Annotated in this window: 20 protein-coding genes; 17 read left to right on the forward strand and 3 right to left on the reverse strand. The window is 72.7% G+C overall.

The window, feature by feature from the left end:
* The first annotated feature begins 30 nt into the window (after positions 1–30).
* From ABD993_RS28565 to ABD993_RS28575, 3 genes are read left to right on the forward strand one after another with little or no spacing between them, the layout of a single operon-like run.
* On the forward strand, positions 31–2,412 hold the full coding sequence (locus ABD993_RS28565; RefSeq protein ID WP_345425235.1) for a glycosyltransferase family 2 protein: 2,382 nt from the start codon (positions 31–33) through the stop codon (positions 2,410–2,412).
* Positions 2,409–3,137 (forward strand): efflux RND transporter periplasmic adaptor subunit, encoded by a 729-nt coding sequence (locus ABD993_RS28570; RefSeq protein ID WP_345425238.1) that lies wholly within the window; start codon positions 2,409–2,411, stop codon positions 3,135–3,137. The genes ABD993_RS28565 and ABD993_RS28570 overlap by 4 nt, the downstream gene beginning before the upstream one ends.
* Positions 3,134–5,074 carry a glycosyl hydrolase gene (locus ABD993_RS28575; RefSeq protein ID WP_345425241.1) on the forward strand — a complete coding sequence of 647 codons (1,941 nt, stop codon included), beginning with the start codon at positions 3,134–3,136 and terminating at the stop codon, positions 5,072–5,074. Before ABD993_RS28570 ends, ABD993_RS28575 begins: the two co-directional genes overlap by 4 nt.
* A gap of 125 nt (positions 5,075–5,199) precedes the next feature.
* Here the strand turns inward: ABD993_RS28575 and ABD993_RS28580 are convergent, their stop codons facing one another.
* A complete protein-coding gene (locus ABD993_RS28580) occupies positions 5,200–7,314 on the reverse strand; it encodes an elongation factor G-like protein EF-G2 (RefSeq protein WP_345425244.1) in 2,115 nt (704 codons plus the stop codon).
* A 152-nt stretch (positions 7,315–7,466) separates the two neighbouring features.
* Here ABD993_RS28580 and ABD993_RS28585 point away from each other — a divergent pair, with 152 nt between their 5' ends.
* From ABD993_RS28585 to ABD993_RS28600, 4 genes are all read left to right on the forward strand, one after another.
* A complete protein-coding gene (locus tag ABD993_RS28585) occupies positions 7,467–8,876 on the forward strand; it encodes an NAD-dependent malic enzyme (RefSeq protein ID WP_345425247.1) in 1,410 nt (469 codons plus the stop codon).
* Between the two features lie 118 nt (positions 8,877–8,994).
* Positions 8,995–9,609 carry a pyridoxal 5'-phosphate synthase glutaminase subunit PdxT gene (gene pdxT / locus ABD993_RS28590; protein ID WP_345425442.1) on the forward strand — a complete coding sequence of 205 codons (615 nt, stop codon included), beginning with the start codon at positions 8,995–8,997 and terminating at the stop codon, positions 9,607–9,609.
* A 62-nt stretch (positions 9,610–9,671) separates the two neighbouring features.
* Positions 9,672–10,013, forward strand: a complete 342-nt coding sequence (locus ABD993_RS28595; protein ID WP_345425250.1) for an ArsR/SmtB family transcription factor — start codon at positions 9,672–9,674, stop codon at positions 10,011–10,013.
* Entirely contained in the window at positions 10,010–10,489 is a 480-nt protein-coding gene (locus ABD993_RS28600) for an SRPBCC family protein (protein ID WP_345425253.1), read from the forward strand. The genes ABD993_RS28595 and ABD993_RS28600 overlap by 4 nt, the downstream gene beginning before the upstream one ends.
* Here ABD993_RS28600 and ABD993_RS28605 read toward each other — a convergent pair.
* Positions 10,486–10,785: a hypothetical protein gene (locus tag ABD993_RS28605; RefSeq protein WP_345425256.1), complete on the reverse strand. Its 300-nt coding sequence runs from the start codon at positions 10,783–10,785 to the stop codon at positions 10,486–10,488. The genes ABD993_RS28600 and ABD993_RS28605 overlap by 4 nt on opposite strands.
* A gap of 253 nt (positions 10,786–11,038) precedes the next feature.
* Between ABD993_RS28605 and ABD993_RS28610 the strand changes: the two genes are divergently transcribed.
* From ABD993_RS28610 to ABD993_RS28620, 3 genes are all read left to right on the forward strand, one after another.
* On the forward strand, positions 11,039–11,788 hold the full coding sequence (locus ABD993_RS28610; protein WP_345425259.1) for a YebC/PmpR family DNA-binding transcriptional regulator: 750 nt from the start codon (positions 11,039–11,041) through the stop codon (positions 11,786–11,788).
* Between the two features lie 104 nt (positions 11,789–11,892).
* The gene (gene polA / locus ABD993_RS28615) at positions 11,893–14,658 is read left to right on the forward strand and encodes a DNA polymerase I (RefSeq protein WP_345425262.1); all 2,766 of its coding nucleotides are present in this window, start codon (positions 11,893–11,895) and stop codon (positions 14,656–14,658) included.
* A gap of 49 nt (positions 14,659–14,707) precedes the next feature.
* Positions 14,708–15,295 carry a P-loop NTPase family protein gene (locus ABD993_RS28620; protein ID WP_345425265.1) on the forward strand — a complete coding sequence of 196 codons (588 nt, stop codon included), beginning with the start codon at positions 14,708–14,710 and terminating at the stop codon, positions 15,293–15,295.
* A 4-nt stretch (positions 15,296–15,299) separates the two neighbouring features.
* Here ABD993_RS28620 and ABD993_RS28625 read toward each other — a convergent pair whose 3' ends face one another.
* Complete coding sequence (locus ABD993_RS28625; protein WP_345425268.1) at positions 15,300–15,794, reverse strand: molybdenum cofactor biosysynthesis protein; 495 nt, start codon at positions 15,792–15,794, stop codon at positions 15,300–15,302.
* 270 nt (positions 15,795–16,064) lie between these two features.
* On the opposite strand from ABD993_RS28625, the gene ruvC reads away from it, so the two are divergent.
* The 7 genes from ruvC (at position 16,065) to ABD993_RS28660 (ending at position 22,708) form a co-directional block, all read left to right on the forward strand.
* Positions 16,065–16,649, forward strand: coding sequence for a crossover junction endodeoxyribonuclease RuvC (gene ruvC, locus ABD993_RS28630; protein ID WP_345425271.1), 585 nt, complete (start codon positions 16,065–16,067; stop codon positions 16,647–16,649).
* 138 nt (positions 16,650–16,787) lie between these two features.
* Positions 16,788–17,390: a Holliday junction branch migration protein RuvA gene (gene ruvA, locus ABD993_RS28635; protein ID WP_345425274.1), complete on the forward strand. Its 603-nt coding sequence runs from the start codon at positions 16,788–16,790 to the stop codon at positions 17,388–17,390.
* A 100-nt stretch (positions 17,391–17,490) separates the two neighbouring features.
* Complete coding sequence (ruvB, locus tag ABD993_RS28640) at positions 17,491–18,492, forward strand: Holliday junction branch migration DNA helicase RuvB (RefSeq protein WP_425569173.1); 1,002 nt, start codon at positions 17,491–17,493, stop codon at positions 18,490–18,492.
* Between the two features lie 130 nt (positions 18,493–18,622).
* A complete protein-coding gene (gene yajC, locus ABD993_RS28645; protein WP_345425280.1) occupies positions 18,623–19,045 on the forward strand; it encodes a preprotein translocase subunit YajC in 423 nt (140 codons plus the stop codon).
* Positions 19,046–19,188: 143 nt separating this feature from the next.
* The gene (gene secD, locus ABD993_RS28650; RefSeq protein ID WP_345425283.1) at positions 19,189–20,997 is read left to right on the forward strand and encodes a protein translocase subunit SecD; all 1,809 of its coding nucleotides are present in this window, start codon (positions 19,189–19,191) and stop codon (positions 20,995–20,997) included.
* Between the two features lie 2 nt (positions 20,998–20,999).
* On the forward strand, positions 21,000–22,175 hold the full coding sequence (secF, locus tag ABD993_RS28655) for a protein translocase subunit SecF (RefSeq protein WP_345425285.1): 1,176 nt from the start codon (positions 21,000–21,002) through the stop codon (positions 22,173–22,175).
* On the forward strand, positions 22,172–22,708 hold the full coding sequence (locus ABD993_RS28660; RefSeq protein WP_345425288.1) for an adenine phosphoribosyltransferase: 537 nt from the start codon (positions 22,172–22,174) through the stop codon (positions 22,706–22,708). The genes secF and ABD993_RS28660 overlap by 4 nt, the downstream gene beginning before the upstream one ends.
* The last annotated feature ends 8 nt before the right edge of the window (positions 22,709–22,716 follow it).

Here is a 22,716-nt window from a genome sequence, read left to right on the forward strand (position 1 = left end):
CCCCCCCGAGCACACCGGAGCTGCCCCGTCGTGCCCGTCCGACATGCCGACCGCGTCGACCTCCCCGACTCCCCCGCCCGCCCCGCCCCGACCTCCCGCGCCACCCAGACCCGCAGTCAGAAGGTCGCCGACTCCCCGTCGCTGATGGCCATCGTCGCCGTCGCCGCGATCGGCGTGCTGCTGTACACGGTCTTCCTGTTCGACTTCTCCCACCGCGGCGACTGGCCCGCGTACCTGCTGGTCCTGGTGGCCGAGTCGGTCATCGTGCTGCAGGCGCTGATCTCGCTGTGGACCATCCTGTCCAGCGGCCACGACCCCCGGGACTACTCGTTCAACGAGGCCCAGCGGAACCTGTACGGCAACCAGGGCGAGCAGACCCAGGCCATCGGCATCGGCCTGCGGAACGCCCCGATGCAGCTGGACGACTTCCCCGTCTCCGTCGACGTCTTCATCACCACCTACGGCGAGGCGCTGGAGGACATCCGGCGCACCGTCGAGGCCGCCGTCGCGCTGGACGGCGCCCACACCACCTACGTGCTCGACGACGGCAAGTCCGCCGCCGTGCGCGACCTCTCCCGCGAGCTCGGGGCCGAGTACGTGGCCCGGGAGGGCAACGCGCACGCCAAGGCGGGCAACGTCAACCACGCGCTGTCGATCACCACGGGCGACCTGTTCGTGATCCTCGACGCGGACTTCGTGGCGCGCAGGGACTTCCTCCACGAGACGGTGCCGTTCTTCGCGGACCCGACCGTCGCGTTCGTCCAGACGCCGCAGACCTACGGCAACCTGCGCGGGCTCATCTCGCGCGGCGCGGGCTACATGCAGACGGTGTTCTACAAGTTCACCCAGCCCGGCAAGAACCGGTTCAACGCCGCGTTCTGCGTGGGCACCAACGTGATCTTCCGGCGCGCCGCGGTCATGGAGATCGGCGGGATCTGGCAGGAGTCGAAGTCCGAGGACGTGTGGACCTCGCTCAAGCTGCACGAGCGCGGCTGGCGCACGGTCTTCATCGGCACCGAGCTGGCCGTCGGGCACACCCCGGAGACGATCGAGACCTACACCAAGCAGCAGCTGCGCTGGGCCACCGGCGGGTTCGAGATCCTGTTCCGCGCCAACCCGATGGGCCGCGGCCGGACGCTCACCCTGGACCAGCGGCTGCAGTACTTCGGCACCGCCACGTTCTACCTGGTCGGGATCGCGCCGGGGCTGCTGTTGCTGGTCCCGCCGCTGCAGATCTACTTCGGCATCGCGCCGATCAGCCAGGACGTCCCCGGGATGACCTGGTTCCTGTACTACGCCGGGTTCTACTTCATGCAGATCGTGGTCGCGCTGTTCACCATCGGCTCGTTCCGGTGGGAGACGCTGCTGCTGGCCACGGCCTCGTTCCCGATCTACGCCAAGGCCTTCGCCAACGCGCTGCTGCGCCGCGACCAGGCCTGGAGCGTCACGGGTCGGAAGGGTGCGCGGAACTCGCCGTTCACCTTCATCGTGCCGCAGGTCCTGGCGTTCGTGTTCCTGCTGGCCACCTCCGTCGTCGGGGTCTGGCAGGCCCAGCTGGAGCGCACGTTCTCGCTGGCGGTGTTCTGGAACATCCTCAACACGCTGGTGCTCGGGGCGTTCGTCGTCACGGCGGTGCGGGAGTCCCGGGAGATCGCCCGGGAGTCCCGCGAGCTGCGCCGCCTGCGCCGGGACGGGCGCGAGCCGGTGGGCGAGCACGACGAGAAGGTCGTCACCCCGGTGCTCCCGGAACCGGTCGGCGCCGTGAGCGCGGTCCCGGTCGCGCCGGTCCGCAGGCGGCCCGCCGCGCGTCCGCCGAGCCGGTCGGCCCGACCCGCCGCCGCCCCCCAGCCGGTCGACCGGCGCCGCGAGAGCGGGCCGATCCCCGGCCCACCGGTCGGCAGCGGCCCGATCCCGGGTCTGCCGGTGGGGAACGGTCCGGTCCCCGGCCGGTCGGCCCGTGGCGCGCCGACGCACAGCGCACCCCTTCCGCAGCTGCCCGCCCACAGCGGCCCGATGGCGGGTCTCCCACTGCCCCCGGCTCCACCCGCGCCCCCGCCCGCGGCGGCTCTCCCCGGGCACGGCGGGCCGTCCCGCTCGCGGTCCCGTGCGGAGCGACGAGCCGGGCGGCGGGACAGCGGCAGGCACCGGGTCGGCCCGGCACCCGCCCGGCCCGGCGGCCCGCAGGAGCTCCCCGTGGTCCCGCGGGCCGAGGCGCCGGACCCGGCGTCGACGAGCGTGTTCACCGCGAACGAGCCGCGGACGGGGCCGATGGACGTCGTGCCGCGATCCGCGGTCCCCGCCACGAACGGGCCCGAGGGCCCGGTCCGGATCCCGACCCAGCGCCGCCGCGGCGCCGACGTCGCCGCCGAGGTCCTCGCGTTCGGCGACGGCACCCCACGGAGGTCGCGATGACCGTCGCCCGCCGGTTCCGGCTGGTCCTGGGCATCCTCGTGGTGCTGCTGGTCGCCGCCTACCTGACGATGCTGCTCAACGCCCGCAACGGCCGGGTGGACGGCACGTCCGCGTCCCTGGCCGCCGAGAACTACCCCGTCGGCACGGACTACTCGGGCACCGTCACCGCCCAGCTCGTCCGGATCGGCGACGACGTCCGGGTGGGCCAGCCGATGTTCGAGCTGCAGAGCGCGACCCTGGTCCGCGACCTGGCGCAGGGCCTGATCGACCCCGCCCGGGTGCCGTACACGATCAAGGACGGGAACACGATGGTCATCACCGCGACCGACCAGGGTCGGGTGGAGGGCGTCAGCTACGCCGTGGGGTCCTTCGTGCCCGCGAACTCCGAGCTGGCGACCGTGCAGCGGGCGGGCTCGCTCTACGTCGAGGCCGAGTTCGTACTGACCGCGCCGGACTATGCGCGGCTGCCCCCGAACGCCACGATCGACGTCCTGCTGCCCAACAACGACACCGTCCGCGCCCAGGCCGGGCGGGTGCGGGTGAGCACCGAGAACGGCGAGGCCCGTACCGTCGTGCAGGCCTTCAGCCCCGAGCTGGGGGACGCGACGTCGGACGGGCTGTTCGCCGTCGGCTCCCCGGTCCAGGCCACCTTGCACCTGCGCAACGACGGCGTCGTCACCGACGTCACGGACTGGGTCACCACGCTGACCGGGATCACGCCGTGAGGCGGCTGCTGGTCGGGCTGCTCGCGCTGCTGAGCCTGAGCGCCTGCACCACGAGCGTGGGCGGCAGCGCGGTCACCGAGGGCGGCCGCGACCCCGGGCTCGCGGCCGCGGTCGACGCGCTCCCGCAGCGCAGCGTCGGCACCGCGCCCGCGATGCGCCTGGCCCAGGGGCTCGCGCCGCCGACGAACCGCTGGTTCTCCGGTCTGGTGTTCCCGCCGGAGCCGCAGCCGGTGTTCCCGCTGCCCCTGTCGGTCGCGCTGAAGCCGACCGGGTTCACCCTCGGCGTGCCCGCGGTCCGGGCCACCGCCAAGACGATCTTCGGCTCGCACACCCCCGCCCTGGACGTCCCGATCGGGGCGACGGAGCTGCAGGTCGTCGCCTACGACGACCTCACCGTCACCGTGGCGTTCCTCGACGGCGCCGCCGAGCGCGGCCGCGTGGTGCTCACCCGCGGCTCGCCGTTCCTGCGCTACACCGCGACCACCGCGCAGACGCTGACCGTCGGGCCGCAGCCGCCGGCCGGTGACGGCACCGTGGAGATCCGCGGCGACCGCTACGGCGTGGTCACCGACGGGACCCTGCGCGGCTCCGCGGTCACCCTGCCCGCCGGGTCGTCCGCGACCTTCTACGCGGTGCCGCCGGGTGGGGACGCCACCGCACTCGCCGAGGCCGCGCGGGTGCCCGTGACCGGCGGGGACGTCGTCGAGCGGGTGGACGGCGACACCGTGCGCACCACCCTGACCTACCGCACCCGGGGCGGGGACACCCTCGTCGCGGCGATGCCGGACTCCGGCGCCCAGCGCTGCGCGTCGGCAGGCACGTTCGCCACGCTGTACGGGCCGATGGAGCTGTGCCGGACGTCGTCGCTGGAGCTGAGCGCACCCGTCGTCACCCCGTCCGGGGCGCTGGACGTGAGCGGCCTGTCCGGGTCCGAGCGCAGCGAGCTGGAGAAGTCCGTCGCCGCGGACGCCGCCGCCCTCACGCTCACCGCCGAGGACACCTACTTCGGCGGCAAGCAGCTCGCGCAGGCCGCGAACCTGCTCACGCTCGCCGAGGGACTGGACATGGCGCCGACCGCCCAGCGGATCCGGGACCGCTTGGTCCCGCTGCTGACGCGGTGGGCGGAGCCGAACGGGTGCGCCGAGCGCGCCACCCAGTGCTTCGTCTACGACCCGGTGCTGCGCGGGATGGTCGGGCTGGAGAACTCGTTCGGCTCCGAGGAGTTCAACGACCACCAGTTCCACTACGGGTACTTCCTCTACGCCGCGGCGATCCTGGGCAAGGACGACCCGGCGCTCGTCGAGCAGGTCGCGCCGGTGATCGACCTGCTCGCGGCGGACATCGGCAACCCCCGGCAGACCGCGGAGTTCCCCCGGCAGCGCGCCTTCGACGCGTTCGAGGGGCACTCGTGGGCCTCCGGGTTCAGCCCCTTCGGGGACGGCAACAACCAGGAGTCCAGCTCCGAGTCGGTCACCGCGTACAACGGGCTGGCGCTGTGGGCCGAGGTCCGCGGGGACCCGGCGCAGCGGGACCAGGCGGTCGCGATGCTCTCGCGCGAGGCGGCGTCCGCGGTGCGGTACTGGACCCAGCCCACGCTCCCCGCCGGGTTCGGCGCCGACATGGTGTCGATCAACTGGGGCGGCAAGCGGGACTACGCGACCTGGTTCAGCGCGGAGCCCAGCGCGATGCTGGGCATCCAGCTGATCCCGATGTCGCCGGTCGCGGACTACCTGCGCGGCGACCCGGCCCGGATCCGCAGCAGCATCGCCGAGGCCGCACCCGGGGGCTACGACGTGACCTTCGGCGACTACCTCCTGATGTACCTCGCCCTGGCGGACCGGGACGAGGCGTTGCGGCAGGCCCGCGAGCTGCCGCAGTCGAGGATCGACGACGGCAACACGAGGTCCTACATGCTGGCGTGGATCATGACCCGCTGACCGTGCACGTTTCGTGCCGTCAGCGCGGCACGATCGCCGGTTGCGTGCGCTCAGCGTGGTGCGGACCGCGCTGAGCGCACGAAACGTGCGATCTTCTCGTCCTGCTCACACCTGCTCACACCTGCTCACACCTCGCCGTACCGCGCGAACTCGCGGGTGAAGGTCGCCGTCCCGCTGGTCATCGCGCGCAGGTCGATCTGGTAGCGGAGCAGCTCCGCCGCCGGGACCTCCGCGCGGACCACCGTGCGGCCGGGGGTGTCGGTCGGTTCCGTGCCCAGCACCCGGCCCCGTCGGGCGGACAGGTCGCCGAGGACGGTGCCGAGGTGCTCGTCGAGGATGCGGACGGCGACCTCGTCGATCCGCTCCAGCGGCACCACCCCGCACACCTCGGCCGCCTCCCGCAGGGCCAGCGCCCCCGCCGTCTGGAAGGCCGCGTCCGACGAGTCGACGCTGTGCGCCTTGCCGTCCACCAGGGTCGCCCGGACGTCGATGACCGGGTGCGCCGCGCCGTCGACCGTCAGCCCCCGTTCGAGCTGGGTCCGGATGCCCTTCTCCACGCTCGGGACGTACTGCGTCGGCACCGAGCCGCCGACCACGGCCGACCGGAACTCGAACCCGGAGCCGCGGGGGAGCGGCTCGAACTCGACGTGGCAGACGGCGTACTGCCCGTGCCCCCCGGACTGCTTGACGTGCCGCCCGGTCACCCGCGCCGCCGATGCGAGCGTGACCCGCATCGGCACCCGGACGTCCTCGGTCTCCACGTGCGCCCCGGCCTCGCGCAGCCGGGAGAGCACCACGTCCGCGTGGGCCTCGCCGGTCGTCCACAGCACCGTCTGGTGGGTCTCCGCGCTGCGCTCCAGGCACAGCCCCGGGTCCGCGGCGACGAGCTTGGCGAGCGTGCGCGCGAGCTGGTCCTCCTCGCCCCGCTCCTGCGGCACGACGGCGATCGGCAGCAGGGGTTCCGGCACGTCCCACGCCCGCAGCAGCAGGGGGTGGTCGGCCGCCGACACGGTGTCCCCGGTCTCGGCACCGGTCAGCTTGGTCAGCGCGCAGATGTCGCCCGCCACGCAGAGCTCGGTCTCCTGCAGCGTGGCCCCGAGCGGTGTGTAGAGGTGGGAGAGGCGGTCATCGACGTCATGGCCGTCGTGACCCGCGTCCTCGCTGCTCGCCCGCGGCGCGGGCACGTGTCCCGAGATGTGCACCGCGGTGTCCGCGCGCAGGGTCCCGGAGAACACCCGCACCACCGACACCCGACCCACGTAGGGGTCCGCGGAGGTGCGCACGACCTCGGCCGCCAGGGGCCCGTCCGGGTCGGCGGTCAGCGCGGGGTGCGGCCCGCCGTCGATCAGGGAGACCGTCGGCAGGGGGTGTTCGAGCGGCGACGGGAAGCCGCCCGCGAGCAGCTCCAGCAGGGCGTCGATCCCGGAGCCGGTCGCGGAGCACACCGGCACGACCGGGTGGAACGACCCGCGCGCGACGGCGGTCTCGAGATCGTCGATCAGCGCGTCGACGTCGAGGGCCTCGCCCGCGAGGTAGCGCTCCATCAGCGACTCGTCCTCGGACTGCTCGATGATCCCCTCGAGCAGCGTCGCCCTGGCCTCCTCGGCGCCCGCGGGCGCCTCGCCGGGACCCTGGGTGAGCAGGCCGTAGAGCCCCTCCGGGCCGGAGACGGAGCCCGCGGAGTCGACCATCGGGGCAGGCAGGTACAAAGCCGCGACCCCCGCCCCGAACGCGTCCTGGCAGGCCAGCTGGGTCGCCTCGACGTCCGCGCGGGCCTGGTCGCAGCGCGCCACCACGACCGCCCGCGGCAGCCCGACGGCGGCGCACTCCTCCCACAGCGTGACCGTCGCCGGGTCCACGACGCCGTCCGACCCGGCGGTCGCGGGGACCACGAAGAGCGCGGCGTCCGCGGCCCGCAGACCGGCGCGCAGCTCTCCGACGAAGTCCCCGTAGCCGGGGGTGTCGATCAGGTTGATCTTGAGGTCGCCGTGTCGCACCGGCGCGACCGCGAGGGTCACCGAGCGGTGCTGGCGGACGGCGGCGGGATCGTGGTCGCAGACGGTCGTGCCGTCGCCCACGCTGCCCTGCCGCGGGATCGTGCCGGTGTGTGCGAGCAGGGCCTCCACCAGCGTCGTCTTGCCCGAACCCGACGGCCCGACGAGCGCGACGTTGCGAAGTCGAGCGGGATCGGTGACCGTCCCGGACCCCTCGGCGGCCCTGCGATCTGCTCTGACGGTCATGGCGGCCACCTCCGATCGCGGGGGCACGCCGGTGTGCTCCCGGTCACAGCGATTGGACTCCGGGTGCCTGCACCGCACAACCCTCAAGGGTCCCCCAATTCCGCTCCGACGTGTGCGGCCGCACATCGGGCCCGCGAGTAGGGTCCTCGGCCGTGCCCATACCCGGTCCCGGTTACGCCATCACCGTCCGCGTCGAAGCGCCGTCGTCGAGCAACGCGGCGGGTGATCTCGCCGTCGCGGTCGGCGCGGTCGGAGGGGTGGTCACGGCGTTCGACGTCGTCGAGTCCCGCACCGACGCCATCGTCGTCGACATCTCCTGCAACGCGCTGAACTCCGAGCACGCGGACGAGATCACCGCCGCGCTGGGCCGGGTGCCCGGCGTGACCGTGCGGAAGGTGTCCGACCGGACCTTCCTGATCCACCTGGGCGGCAAGATCGAGGTCTCGTCGAAGGTCGCGCTGCGCAACCGCGACGACCTCTCCCGTGCCTACACCCCGGGTGTCGCGCGGGTGTGCCAGGCGATTGCGGCGAACCCGTCGGACGCCCGGCGGCTGACGATCAAGCGCAACACCGTCGCCGTCGTCACGGACGGCTCGGCGGTGCTGGGGCTGGGCAATCTCGGCGCGGCGGCGGCGATGCCGGTCATGGAGGGCAAGGCGGCGCTGTTCAAGCGCTTCGCCAACGTCGACGCCTGGCCGGTGGTCCTGGACACCCAGGACACCGAGGAGATCATCCGCACCGTCCAGGTGATCGCCCCCGCGTACGGCGGGATCAACCTCGAGGACATCGCCGCGCCGCGCTGCTTCGAGATCGAACGCAGGCTGCGCGAGATGTTGGACATCCCGGTCTTCCACGACGACCAGCACGGCACCGCCGTCGTCGTGCTCGGGGCACTGCGCAACGCGCTGCGCGTGGTCGGCAAGTCCATCTCGGACACGAGGATCGTCGTCTGCGGCGTGGGCGCCGCGGGCTCGGCCATCATCCGGCTGCTGGCCTCCGAGAAGCCGGGGGAGGTGCTGGCGGTGGACATCGACGGCATCGTCCACGCGGGCCGCCCGGGCCTGGACGACAACCTGGCGTCGATCGCTGCGCAGACGAACAGCACCGGCCGGGCGGGCACGCTGGCGGACGCGCTGGTCGGCGCGGACGTGTTCATCGGCGTCTCCGCGCCCAACCTGTTCGGGGCCGAGGAGGCCGCCACGATGGCGGAGGACGCGATCATCTTCGCGCTGGCCAACCCGGACCCCGAGATCGACCCGGCGATCGCGGCGCACCACGCCGCCGTCGTCGCGACGGGGCGGTCGGACTACCCGAACCAGATCAACAACGTGCTGGCCTTCCCGGGGGTCTTCCGCGGGCTGCTGGACGCCCAGGCCCACGACATCACCGACCGCATGCTGCTCGCCGCCTCGGCCGCGATCGCGGACGTGGTGACCGAGCCGAACGCGAGCTTCATCGTCCCCAGCGTCTTCGACCCCGCAGTGGCCCCGGCCGTCGCGGACGCGGTGAAGCACGCCGTCCAGCAGGCCGCCGCGGCGGGCGAGGTCGTCGCGGGCCTCTGACTCCCGGGGTCTCCCGTTCCTCGGGTCCCCACTCCCACGAGCCCCGGGTTCCGACCCGCGAGTCGGGCATCGGGCTCCGGCCGGGTGGTCGCCGTCACCGTCTACGCTGGTAGACGTGGTGATCGCAGCTCCGACCGTCGGTGTCCTGGCCCTGCAGGGGGACGTCCGCGAGCACCTCGCGGCGCTCCGGGAGGCCGGGGTCGGGGCGGTGCCCGTGCGGCGGGAGTCCGAGCTCGCGGCCGTCGACGGGCTGGTGATCCCGGGTGGCGAGTCGACCACCATCAGCAAGCTGCTGGAGATCTTCGAGCTCCTCGAGCCGCTGCGCGCCCGGCTGGCCTCGGGGATGCCGGCGTACGGCTCGTGCGCCGGGATGATCCTGCTGGCTGGGGAGGTGCTGGACGGCCGCCCGGACCAGCAGCAGCTCGGCGGGCTGGACGTCGTGGTGCGGCGGAACGCGTTCGGCAGGCAGGTGGACTCGTTCGAGACCGACCTGGACGTGACCGGGGTCGGGTCGGTGCGCGCGGTCTTCATCCGAGCGCCGTGGGTCGAGAAGGTCGGCGCGGAGGTCGAGGTGCTGGCCACCGTGCCCCGTGACGACCCCGCCGCCGGCCAGGCCGCGGGCCGGGTCGTCGCGGTGCGGCAGGGGACCGTCCTGGCCACGGCGTTCCACCCGGAGATCACCGGTGACCACCGGGTGCACGCCTACTTCGCCGACCTCGTCCGCGAGGCGTAGACAACCACTCGGTTGTGCTCTAACGTACAACCCTATGGTTGTAGATCAGCTCACCGACGTCGATGCTCGGGCCTGACGAGCATCCCTCGAACGAGGACTGGGACAGGCTGTTCCACGCCCTCGCGGACGCCACGCGCCGAGACATCGTGCTGCAGGTGATGCAGCAGGGGCAGTCCATCTCCTCACTCGCGGGCCGCTACGCCATGAGCTTCGCGGCCGTACAGAAGCACGTCGCGGTCCTGGAACGGGCCGGGCTCGTGCGCAAGGAGCGGAGGGGTCGGGAGCAGCACGTGCACGGCGAGCCCGTCGTGCTGCACAAGGCCGCGAGGCTGCTGGAGTCCTACGAGTTGCTCCAACGCCATCGCACGGCCGCGATCGAGGAGCTACTGGAGGAGGAGCCATGACGGTCATCAGCACCGAGCGGGACACCGACGCGTTGACGCTCACGTTCGTCGCCGAGTTCGCCGCACCCGTCGAGCGGGTGTGGCGGGTGTGGGAGGACCCGCGGCAGCTGGAGCGCTGGTGGGGGCCGCCGACCTGGCCCGCGACGTTCGAGCGCTTCGACTTCGAGCCGCACGGCGGCGCGAGCTACTTCATGACCGGGCCGGACGGGCGGAAGTCACGGGGGTGGTGGCGGTTCCTGGCGGTCGAGGCGCCGCACCGGCTGGAGTTCGAGGACGGTTTCGCCGATGAGGACGGCACTCCGTCGGAGGCGATGCCGACGACGTCCGCGGTGGTCACGCTCGAGGCCGTCGAGAACGGGACCCGGATGACGACCGTCAGCCGCTTCGTCTCGCTGGAGCAGCTGGAACAGCTCCTGCAGATGGGGATGGAGGAGGGTATGCGACTGGCCATGGGCCAGATCGACGGGATCCTCTAGTTCGTGCCCGCGTGCAGCAGCTGGCCGTCGATCCACGGGTCGAACGAGCGCTCGCGGCCCAGGTCGTCGACGTAGGCGCAGGCCCGGTTGGTGATGGTGTCCGGGTTGGCGGGGTCGGTGAACTGGGGCGGGGACTGCAGGTCGCAGGAGTACAGCGGCTGGGTGGGGCCGGTGATGGTGACCGTCAGCGGTGCCGCCTCCGCGGTGGGAAGGGTGGCGGCCACGCCCGTGGCCAGTGCGGCGGCGCCCGCCGCGGCGAAACCGAGCCGGGCGACCATGCCCCTGCGCGTGTCCATCTCGTACCCCCTCGTGCCTTCCTGCACCGCTATCGCGTGGAGCGGGCCGGTCATTAACGCGATGACCTGCGCTTTCACCGGTACCGGTGAAGATGGGGTACCCCGCGTAACGCCGGCTGCACCCGCCGGCGATGAGTTGTGTCGCACTCGGTCGGTAGCATGGACGGGATCTGGCAGGCGGCGTTCGGCCCCTGCGCGTCCGGTGTCGACTCGCTGGGCGCGACGCGCGATCTCAGGAGGGACGGGGCAGCCGATGAGTGGCCACTCCAAATGGGCGACGACCAAGCACAAGAAGGCCGTCATCGACGCCCGACGCGGCAAGATGTTCGCCAAGCTGATCAAGAACATCGAGGTCGCGGCCCGGACGGGTGGCGGTGACCCCGACGGCAACCCCACGCTCTACGACGCCATCCAGAAGGCCAAGAAGAGCTCGGTGCCGAACGACAACATCGACCGCGCGGTCAAGCGCGGCTCCGGTGCGGACGGCGGCGGCGCCAACTACGAGACGATCACCTACGAGGGCTACGGCCCCAACGGCGTCGCCATGCTCATCGAGTGCCTGTCGGACAACCGCAACCGCGCGGCCACCGAGGTCCGCACCGCGATGACCCGCAACGGCGGCACCATGGCCGACCCCGGATCCGTCGCGTACCTGTTCACGCGCAAGGGCGTGGTCGTGCTGCCCAAGGCGGGCCTGTCGGAGGACGACGTGCTCCTCGCGGTGCTCGACGCGGGCGCCGAGGAGGTCAACGACCTGGGGGACAGCTTCGAGGTCGTCTCCGAGCCCACGGACCTGATCGCGGTGCGCACCGCGCTGCAGGAGGCCGGGATCGACTACGACTCCGCGGACCCGACGTTCCTCCCGTCCATGCAGATCGAGCTGGACGCCGAGGGCGCCAAGAAGGTGTTCAAGCTGATCGAGGCGCTCGAGGACAGCGACGAGGTCCAGAACGTGTACTCGAACTTCGACGTGTCCGACGAGGTCATGGCCGAGGTGGGCTGAGATACCACCACTGGGATACCAGCACTGGGATACCACCACGGTCCGGGCGGGGGAGCACGTTCCCCCGCCCGGAACTGTCGGTGGGCGGTCCTAGACTCCGGCCCGTGACCGCGGCGACGAAGACACCCACCGACACTGCGCGGGAAACCCGGCGCCTCCTCCTGCTGGACGGGCACTCGCTGGCGTACCGGGCCTTCTTCGCCCTGCCCGCGGAGAACTTCCGCACGGGCACCGGGCAGACCACGAACGCGGTCTACGGCTTCACGTCGATGCTGATCAACCAGCTGCGAGACGAACAGCCGACCCACCTCGCCGTGGCGTTCGACGTCTCGCGCAAGACCTTCCGGTCGGAGCGCTTCGCCGACTACAAGGCGAACCGCACCACGACCCCGGATGACTTCCGGGGTCAGGTGGACCTGATCAAGGAGGTCCTCAAGGCGCTGAACATCCCGGTGTTCGCGGTCGAGGGCTTCGAGGCGGACGACATCATCGCCACCCTCGCCACCCAGGCCGAGCAGGCCGGGTTCGACGTGCTGATCACCACCGGCGACCGGGACGCGTTCCAGCTGGTCACCGACCATGTCACGGTGCTCTACCCCAAGCGCGGGGTGTCGGACCTGGGCCGGATCGACCCGGCGGAGGTCGACAAGCGCTACGGGCTCACCCCCACCCAGTACCCGGACTTCGCCGCGCTGCGCGGGGACCCCAGCGACAACCTGCCGAACATCCCCGGCGTCGGGGAGAAGACGGCGGCGAAGTGGGTCCGCGAGTTCGGCTCGCTCGGCGAGCTGACCGACCGGGTGGACGAGGTCAAGGGCAAGGCCGGGGACGCTTTGCGCGCCCACCTGGCGAGCGTGCTGATGAACCGGCAGCTCACGGAGCTGGTCAAGGACGTCCCGCTGGACACCGTGCCCGCCGAGCTCGAGCTGCGGCCGTGGGACCGGGACGCGGTGCACCGGCTGTTCGACGAGCTGGAGTTCCGGGTGCTGCGGGAGCGGCTGTTCGCCACGCTGCAGAGCGCCGAGCCGGAGGCCGAGTCCGGGTTCACCGTGCAGGGCGGGACCATCGCGCCCGGAGCGCTGCGGGACTGGCTGGCCGCGCACGCGCGAGACGGGCGCCGCGTCGGCGTGGCGTTCTCCGGGGTCACCGGCGGGATCACCGAGCGGGACTTCGTCGGGATCGCGCTGGCCACCGGCGAGCCGACCCTGGAGGACCGGGCGGACGGGGCGGACCCCGGGGTGCCCGTGGCCGGGTACGTGGACGTCCGGTTCCTGGAGCCGGACGACGAGGCGGCCCTGGGGGAGTGGCTCGCCGACCCCGCCGTGCCCAAGGCGTCGCACGACGTGAAGGCGGTCCTGCACGCGCTGCGTTCGCGTGGCTGGGAGCTGAAGGGCCTGACCAGCGACACCGCGCTCGCGGCCTACCTGGCCCGGCCGGGTCAGCGGTCGTTCGACCTCGCCGATCTCGCGCTGCGGTACCTGCGCCGCGAGCTGTCCATGGAGGGCGGCCCGGCGGACGGGCAGCTCTCGCTGCTGGGCGGCGAGGAGGAGGCGGACGCACAACACGCCGAGGCCGAGATGGTGAACGCGTCCGCGGTCGCCGAGCTGGCGGACGCCCTGGGCGCCGAGCTCGCGGAGAAGGAGCAGACCCGGCTCCTGCTGGAGCTGGAGCAGCCGCTGGCGTTCGTGCTGGCGGACTGCGAGGCGGCGGGCATCGCCGTCGACCAGTCGCACCTGGGCATGCTGGAGGCCGAGTTCGGCGGTCAGGTCATCGAGGCCGCGCGGCTGGCGTACGAGGTGATCGGCAAGGAGATCAACCTCGGCTCGCCGAAGCAGCTGCAGGTCGTGCTGTTCGACGAGCTGAACATGCCCAAGACCAAGCGCACCAAGACCGGCTACACCACGGACGCGGACGCGCTGCAGAACCTGTACGAGCAGACCGAGCACCCGTTCCTGATGCACCTGCTGCAGCACCGGGACGCCACCCGCCTCAAGATCACCGTGGACGGGCTGCTCAAGTCCGTCGCGGCGGACGGGCGGATCCACACCACGTACTCGCAGACGATCGCGGCCACCGGCAGGCTGTCGTCCACCGACCCCAACCTGCAGAACGTGCCGATCCGCACGGCGGCGGGGCGGCGGATCCGCGAGGCGTTCATCGTGGGCCCCGAGTACGCCGAGCTGATGACCGCGGACTACAGCCAGATCGAGATGCGGATCATGGCGCACCTGTCGGAGGACGCGGCGCTGATCGAGGCGTTCAACTCGAAGCGGGACTTCCACTCGGAGACCGCGGCGAAGGTGTTCGGCGTCGCGGCGGAGGAGGTCACCCCCGCCCAGCGCGCCAAGATCAAGGCGATGAACTACGGCCTCGCGTACGGGTTGTCGGCGTTCGGGCTGTCCGGGCAGCTGCGCATCTCCACGGAGGAGGCCAAGGGCCTCATGGACGACTACTTCGAGACCTTCGGCGGAGTGCGGGACTACCTGCGCTCGGTGGTGGACGTGGCGCGCAAGGAGGGCTTCACCGCCACCATGCTCGGCCGCCGCCGGTACCTGCCGGACCTGACGAGCGACAACCGGCAGCGCCGTGAGATGGCCGAGCGGATGGCGCTCAACGCCCCGATCCAGGGCAGCGCGGCGGACATCATCAAGGTCGCGATGATCGAGGTGCACAAGGCACTGGCCGCGGAGCAGCTGCGCAGCCGGGTCCTGCTCCAGGTGCACGACGAGCTGGTCCTCGAGGTCGCCGAGGGCGAGCACGCCGCCGTCGAGAAGCTGGTCCGCCGCGAGATGGCGGCCGCCGAGGACCTGTCGGTGCCGTTGGAGGTCTCGGTCGGCTACGGCCGCAGTTGGGACGACGCCGCGCACTAGGGAGGACGGCGCACACCACACCGGTTGTGGGGCCGGGCAGGATCGAGGGGTGCTGCTCGGACCCGCTGATCCGCTGCCCGCCCCCGTCCGTCGCGTCGCGATCGCCGGGTGCTCCGGCTCGGGGAAGTCCACTCTCGCGCGGGCGCTGGCGGCGCTCCCGTACACCGAGCTGGACGGGCTGTTCCACGGTCCCGACTGGATCGAACGGCCGACGTTCGACGCCGACGTCCGCGCGCTGGTGGCACGGGACCGCTGGGTCACCGACTACGGATACGGCAGGGCCCGCCCGCTGCTGCTGCCCCGCCTGGACCTGCTGGTCTGGCTGGACCTGCCGCGGTGGCGGGTGATGACGCAGGTCGTGCCGCGCACCGTCGTCCGGCGGGTGCGGCGGGTGGAGCTGTGGAACGGCAACGTGGAGCCGCCGTTCCGGAGCGTCCTCACCGATCCCGACCACATCGTCCGCTGGGCCTGGCGCACCCATCCGAAGACGGCGGTGCAGGTCGGGCGGGCGCGCGAGGCCCGTCCCGAGCTCCCGGTGGTGCGCCTGCGCTCCCGCCGCGAGGTGCGGCGGTGGCTCGCGGGCCCGGCCGACGCCCTGCGCGCGATCCCGCTCGCGGACCGCCGTCAGGCAGGCTGAGGCGCTACGCGGCGTCCCGCACCCGCAGCGTCGTGGGGCCGAGGCGCAGCACGCCGTCGGACAGCGGCTCGCACCGCACCCCGCCGTGACCCCGCATCGCGCGGAAGGCGCCGGGCGCGAGCACGACGTCCATCCACCGGCACGGGTGGGCGGCGCGGTGGCCGCGGAAGCGCAGGCCGTCGAGGGTGAAGTCGGTGTGGGTGAGGGCGTCGACGTCCGCCCCGCGCAGGACGACGGTGCGGCGGGCGAGCGCGGGATCGAACGCCGAGACCCCGAGCTCGGCGGCGATCCGTTCGAGCGACTCGACGGCCAGCAGCGTCACCGAGGCCTGCCGGTGGGCCGGATGGTGGAAGTACCGGTCCCCGACCACCCCGAGCCCGGCCCGCACCTCGAGACACTCCCGGCGCGGATCCTCGGGGTCCGGCCGCGGCCCGTCCCCGGGCCGCCCCTCGAAAGCGTGCACGGCGGAGGCGAACAACCCGACGATCTCCACCCGCACCTCCCCATCATGCCCACCCCCACCCCGATCCCCACGAGCCCGCCCCACCGCCCGCGTGTCGGACCCCACCGCGCGAGTCGGACACGCGTGCCCGCGAGTTCGACGCCAGTGACCGTGAGTTCGACGCCAGGGCCTCCGAGCACCACGCTGCCTGCCCTGTGAGTCCCGCGAGCCGCGCCGATCCCGAGTGCGGGCTCCGCGGTGCGGCGCGCCGCTCCCGGATGGGGCGGAGGCCGCCGGTAGCGTTCCCCGCGAGCGAGGGGAGCGCGTGTGCGGGTGCTCGGAGTCGACCCGGGGTTGACCCGGTGCGGGCTCGGCGTGGTCGACGGGACGGGCGGCAGGCAGGTCGCGTGCGTGGCCGTCGGCGTCGTGCGCAGTGGGATCGACCTGCCGGTCGACCGCAGGCTGCTGGTCGTGGCGACCGAGGTGGAGCGCTGGATCGCGCGGCACCGGCCGGACGTCGTGGCCATCGAGCGCGTGTTCAGCCAGCACAACGTCCGCACGGTCATGGGGACCGCCCAGGCGAGTGGGGTCGTCGCGCTGGTCGCGGCGAAGGCGGGGCTGCCGGTCGCGTTCCACACACCCAGCGAGGTCAAGGCTGCGGTGACCGGCGCCGGGCGCGCCGACAAGGCGCAGGTCACGACGATGGTCACCCGGGTGCTCGGGCTGGCGGAGGCTCCGAAGCCCGCCGACGCCGCGGACGCCCTCGCGCTCGCCATCTGCCACTGCTGGCGTGCGCCGATGATGGCGCGCATGGCGGAGGCCGAGAAGCGGGCGTCCGAGCTCGCGAAGGTCCACAAGGCGAAGCTCGCGGCGCTGCAGAGGGAACGACTGGCGGCTGCTCGGAAGCGCTGACGTCCGACTCGCGAGTCCCAAACGGTGGACTCGCCTGTCCGAAGTGGGGGACTCGCGGGCGGGGGAGTGCGGGGGGTGGGTGGGGCGGGCGGTAGCCTGCGGCTCGAACTTGTGTTCGTACTTCTCCCGGGAGTGGCTGTGATCTCGTCCGTGCGTGGGCCGGTGTTGGAGATCGGGCTGGACCACGCCGTGGTCGACGTCGGCGGTCTGGGGTACGCGGTGTTCTGTACGCCCAGCACCCTCGCCGGGCTGCGCCGCGGCACGGAGGCCACGCTCGCCACCACGCTGATCGTCCGCGAGGAGTCGCTGACCCTCTTCGGCTTCGCGGACGCGGACGAGCGGGAGCTGTTCCTGCTGCTCCAGACCGTGAGCGGGATCGGGCCGCGGCTCGCGTTGGCCACCATCGCCGTGCTGGAGCCGGACGTCCTGCGCCGCGCCCTGCACGACGGCGACCTGGTCACCCTGCAGCGCATCCCCGGCGTCGGGAGGAAGAGCGCGGAGCGGCTGGTCGTCGAGCTGCGGGACAAGGTGCTGGTCACGCCGACCGCCGCTCCGTCGGCGAGCGCGCCCGCGCAGAGTGGGAACGCCCGGCGGGAGCAGGTCGTGGAGGCGCTCGTCGGGCTCGGGTTCACGCTGAGGCCCGCCGAGCAGGCGGTGGACGCGGTGCTGGCCGAGACCCCGGACGCCGACCCGGCGCGGCTGCTCCGGACCGCGCTGTCCAGCCTGGGGCGCAGCCGGTGACCGGCCGGGACGCGACCTCGGGACCCCGTCCGGAGGTCGCAGGCGTGCCTCTCGACGTGGGGGTGGCGCGGTGAGCGAGGACGACCGCGAGTTCAGCGGGGTGGCGGCCGAGGTCGTGCCCGAGGACCTCGACGTCGAGAACTCGCTGCGGCCGCGGCGGCTGAGCGAGTTCATCGGCCAGCACCGGGTCCGCGAGCAGCTCGAACTCGTGCTCGAAGGTGCCCGCAGGCGCGGCGACCCGCCGGACCACATCCTGCTCTCCGGCCCTCCCGGCCTGGGCAAGACGAGCCTCAGCATGATCGTCGCGGCCGAGATGGGCGCCGCGATCCGGCTGACCTCCGGGCCTGCGCTGGAGCGGGCGGGCGACCTCGCCGCGATGCTGTCCAACCTCGTCCCCGGGGACGTGCTGTTCATCGACGAGATCCACCGCATCGCCCGCCCGGCCGAGGAGATGCTGTACCTCGCGATGGAGGACTTCCGGGTGGACGTCGTCGTCGGGAAGGGTCCGGGGGCGACCTCGATCCCGCTCGACATCGCGCCGTTCACGCTGGTCGGCGCCACGACACGGGCCGGCGCGCTGACCGGCCCGCTGCGGGACCGCTTCGGGTTCACCGCGCACATGGAGTTCTACGAGCCGCCGGAACTCGAACGCGTGCTCACCCGCGCCGCGACGATCCTGGACGTGGACCTCAGGCCGGACGGCGCACACGAGATCGCAGGCCGCTCCCGGGGCACGCCCCGTATCGCGAACCGGCTGCTCCGGCGCGTGCGGGACTTCGCGGAGGTCCGCGCGGACGGGTCCGTGACCCGGGCGGTGGCCCGGGACGCCCTCGCCGTCTACGACGTCGACGAGCTCGGCCTGGACCGCCTGGACCGCGCCGTGCTGAGTGCGCTGGTGAAGACGTTCGGCGGGGGACCGGTGGGCGTGTCCACGTTGGCTGTGGCGGTGGGCGAGGAACCCGGTACCGTCGAGGAGGTCTGCGAGCCCTACCTGGTACGGGCCGGAATGCTGGCCCGGACGCCGCGAGGGCGGGTCGCCACACCGGCGGCCTGGGCCCATCTCGGGTTGCGTCCGCCCGCCGAGGCGGAGGGTCTGTTCTAGCCGGGCTCGCAGAGAACCCGCACGTCACGCGCGTATCACGAGGACAGGGCCGCCGGCCCGGCCCGCCACCTCGAGTGGCAGACTCGCCGTCCGACGTGCCCGAGAAACGGAGTATTGCGACACCATGGACATGAGCCTGCTGTTCCCGATCCTGATCCTGCTGCTGTTCATCCCGATCTTCCTGTCGGGCCGCAAGCAGAAGCGTGCGCTGGCGGAGACCAAGCAGCTGCAGGATGCGCTGACCGAGGGTGACGTCGTCACCACCACCTCCGGGCTGCGCGGCACCGTCGTCGACGCGTCCTACGAGGACACCATCGACCTCGAGATCGCCGACGGCGTGGTGACCACCTGGCTGCGGGCCGCCGTCCGCGACAAGGTGGCGAGCGAGGCGCACTCGGACGCGGACGACACGGTCGTGGCGCCGACCACCGAGTCGGACACCCCGGCCGAGCTGCCCACGAGCACGACGAACGGGACGAGTACCACCAACGGTGCGGTCTCGGACACCCCGAAGGACGCCGTCGTCGACGCGCCCGCGGACGAGAAGAAGTAACCCCTTCAGCGAGAAGGGGGTGCCGTCCGCGCCCCCGGACCGGTGCGGCAGCATCATGCCGGCAGGCGGGGTGCGGCGCGAGTGGTCGCACGCGGGAGTCAGGCACGCTGACGCGGCCGTGATCACCGGGAGAGTAGAAGAGAGTGGCAACGACCCCGGGGCGAATCCGCCCCTGGCGGTACCTCGCGGCGTTCGCGGGCATCGTCGTGGTGCTGTACGCGCTGGTGGCGTTCACCGGTGACCGGTCCTTCGCACCGAAGCTGGGCATCGACCTGCAGGGCGGTACGCGGGTCACGCTGACCGCGCGCACCGAGTCCGGTGCGGTCCCCCCGCGGGACCAGCTGATCCAGGCGCAGTCGATCATCGAGCAGCGCGTGAACGGGCTCGGGGTCAGCGGCGCCGAGGTCGTCCTGGACGGCAGCAACCTCACCATCACGGTGCCGGGGGACGGCGGCGAGCAGGCCCGCTCGCTGGCCCAGACCGCGCAGCTGCGCTTCCGCCCGGTCGTCGGGCAGGCCATCGCGGCGACCCCCGCGGCCCCCACCGACGGCACCGGCGCCGCTCCCGGCGGCACCCCCGGCGCCACGGACGGGAGCACGGCGCCCACCGACGGCAGCGCTCCCACCGACGGCAGCGCTCCCACCGACGGCAGCGCTCCCGCCACCGGCAGCGCTCCCGCCACCGGCACCGACGGGCAGCCACAGGGCATGGGCGGGGTCGTCGAGCAGGACGTCGCGCCCGTCTCGTACTCCACCGCTCTGGCCCAGGACCCCACGCAGCCGCCGGCGCAGCCGACGGCGCCCACTGCGCCCACTGCCGCGCCCACGTCGGACGACCCGGCGCAGGCCGCGGCCATCGCCCAGGCCCGTGAGCTGCGGCAGAGCACCGACCCGACCACCCAGCAGATCGCGCAGCAGGCCCTCGACTGCTCGGTGCCGGACCCGCTGCGCGGCTACGACGACCCGGCCCTTCCGCTGGTCGCCTGCGACCAGAACGGCACCGCGAAGTACATCCTCGGCCCGACGATCGTCGAGGGCACGGAGATCGCGTCCGCCACCGCCACGCAGAACCAGCAGGGCGTCGGCTACGTGGTCGACCTGACCTTCAAGTCCGCGGGCGCGCGGGCCTGGGGCGACTACACCGCGGCGAACGTCGGCACGCAGGCCGCCTTCGTGCTCGACGGCGAGGTCGTCTCCGCGCCCACGATCCAGGGCGCGCTCTACGGGAACACCCAGGTCAGCGGCAACTTCAGCCAGCAGCAGGCCCAGGACCTGGCCAGCGTGCTGCGCTACGGCTCGCTGCCGCTGTCCTTCCAGTCCTCCGAGGCCCAGACCGTGTCGGCCACCCTCGGGCTCGCCTCGCTGGAGGCCGGGCTGCTCGCAGGCGCCGTCGGCCTGGCGCTGGTGTTCGTCTACTGCCTCTTCTACTACCGGGTGCTCGGGCTGCTCACGATCCTGTCGCTGGTGCTGTCCGGCGCGGTCGTCTACGCGGTCCTGGTGCTGCTCGGGCGCTGGATCGGGTTCACCCTCGACCTCGCGGGCGTCGCCGGGTTCATCGTGGCGATCGGCATCACCGCGGACTCGTTCGTGATCTTCTTCGAACGGCTCAAGGACGAGGTGCGCGAGGGCCGCTCGTTCCGCTCGGCCGTGCCGCGCGCCTGGGCCCGGGCGCGGCGCACGATCCTCACGGCGGACGCGGTCAGCTTCCTGGCCGCCGCCGTGCTCTACATCCTCGCGGTGGGCCAGGTGAAGGGTTTCGCGTTCACCCTCGGCATGTCCACCGTGCTCGACCTGGTCGTGGTCTTCCTCGTGACGCACCCGCTGGTCGTGCTGGCCTCCAACGCGAAGATCTTCGCCAGCACCACGCTCTCCGGGCTGGGTGCGGTCGCCAAGGTCGGCGCGCAACGGCGCCGCACACGTGAAACCGCCGGGTCCGGCGCGAAGGAGGCCTGACGATGTCCGTGTTCAGCAGGCTGTACAGCGGTACGGGCGCGTTCGACGTCGTCGGGCGGCGCAGGACCTGGTACGTCACCTTCGGCGTGCTGGTGCTGATCTGCGTGCTGTCGATCGCGATCCGGGGCTTCAACCTCGGCATCGACTTCACCGGCGGCTCGCAGGTCCAGATGCCCGCCGCGGGCGCGAACGGCACGATCACGACCGAGCAGGTCGAGCGCGTGTTCACCGAGAGCGTGGGGACGGCCCCCGCCTCGACCCAGGCCGCGGGGGTGGGGGCGAGCGCCACCATCCTGATCCGCTCCGAGTCGCTGGACGCGGGTCAGATCAGCGCGCTGCGCCAGGCCCTGTTCACCCAGCTCCAGCCGCTCGGTACGGACGGACAGCCCTCCGCGCAGTCCATCAGCGACAGCGCGGTGAGCGGCACCTGGGGCGGGGAGATCACCCGGCAGGCGCTGATCGCGCTCGCCGTGTTCCTCGTGCTGGTCACGCTGTTCCTCGCGTTCTACTTCGAACGCGCCATGGCGATCGCGGCGCTGGTGGCGCTGGTGCACGACGTCGTCGTCACCGCGGGCATCTACTCGATCGTCGGGTTCGAGGTCACCCCGTCCACGGTGATCGGCCTGCTCACGATCCTGGGCTTCTCGCTCTACGACACGGTCGTGGTGTTCGACAAGGTCAAGGAGAACACCCGCGGTGTGCTGCAGCTGACCCGCCGCACCTACGGCGAGCAGGCGAACCTCGCGGTCAACCAGACGCTGATGCGCTCGATCAACACCTCGCTGATCGCGGTGCTGCCGGTGCTCGGGCTGCTGGTGGTGGGCGTCGGGCTGCTCGGCGTCGGGACGCTGGCCGACCTCGCGCTGGTGCAGCTCGTCGGCATCATCGCGGGTGCGCTGTCCTCGCTGCTGCTGGCCACGCCGCTGCTCGTCGACCTCAAGATGCGGGACCCGCGGTACCGCAAGCAGGCCGCCCGGGTCGCCGCCCGCCGGGCCCGCGCGGCCGCCGCGCAGTCCGGCGAGGAGATCGAGGACCTCGACACCGGGGACGACGAGGCCGTCGAGCGGGAGCTGCGCCGCGAGCGCGCCCTCGCCGCGGCCGCGAGCACGCCGCAGCGGTCCCAGCCGGGCCGCCCGCAGGGGAAGTCGGGCCGTCCCACGGGGAAGCGGCGGAGGTGAGCCTCGACGACTCGGCCGTCGAGCTGGAGCGGGTCCGGGACCTGGTCCGGTCGGTCCCGGACTACCCCGAGCCCGGGGTGCTGTTCCGGGACCTGACGCCGGTCCTCGCCGACTCCGCGGCGTTCGCCACGCTGACCACCGAGCTGGCGGCGTCGGCGGGCGCGGCGGACCTCGTCGCGGGCGTCGAGGCGCGCGGGTTCCTGATCGGGGCCGCGGTGGCGCTGGTCGCGGGCACCGGCGTGGTGCCGATCCGCAAGGCGGGCAAGCTGCCCTCCGTGGCCGGTACCCGGACCTACGAGCTGGAGTACGGGACGGCCACGCTGGAGCTGCCCGCCGCCGTCGTCGAGCCCGGGATGAAGGTCTTCGTGGTGGACGACGTGCTCGCCACCGGCGGGACCGCCGCTGCGGCCTGCGGGCTGCTCGCCGACGCCGGGGCGGAGGTCCTTGGGTTCGGCACGGTCATCGAGCTGGCCGCGCTGAAGGGACGCGAGCGGCTCTCCGGAACCGCGGTCCACGCACTGCTCAGCTATTAGGTCGGCGT

It is taken from the genome of Pseudonocardia xishanensis (genome assembly GCF_039541715.1).
GTDB lineage: Bacteria > Actinomycetota > Actinomycetes > Mycobacteriales > Pseudonocardiaceae > Pseudonocardia > Pseudonocardia xishanensis.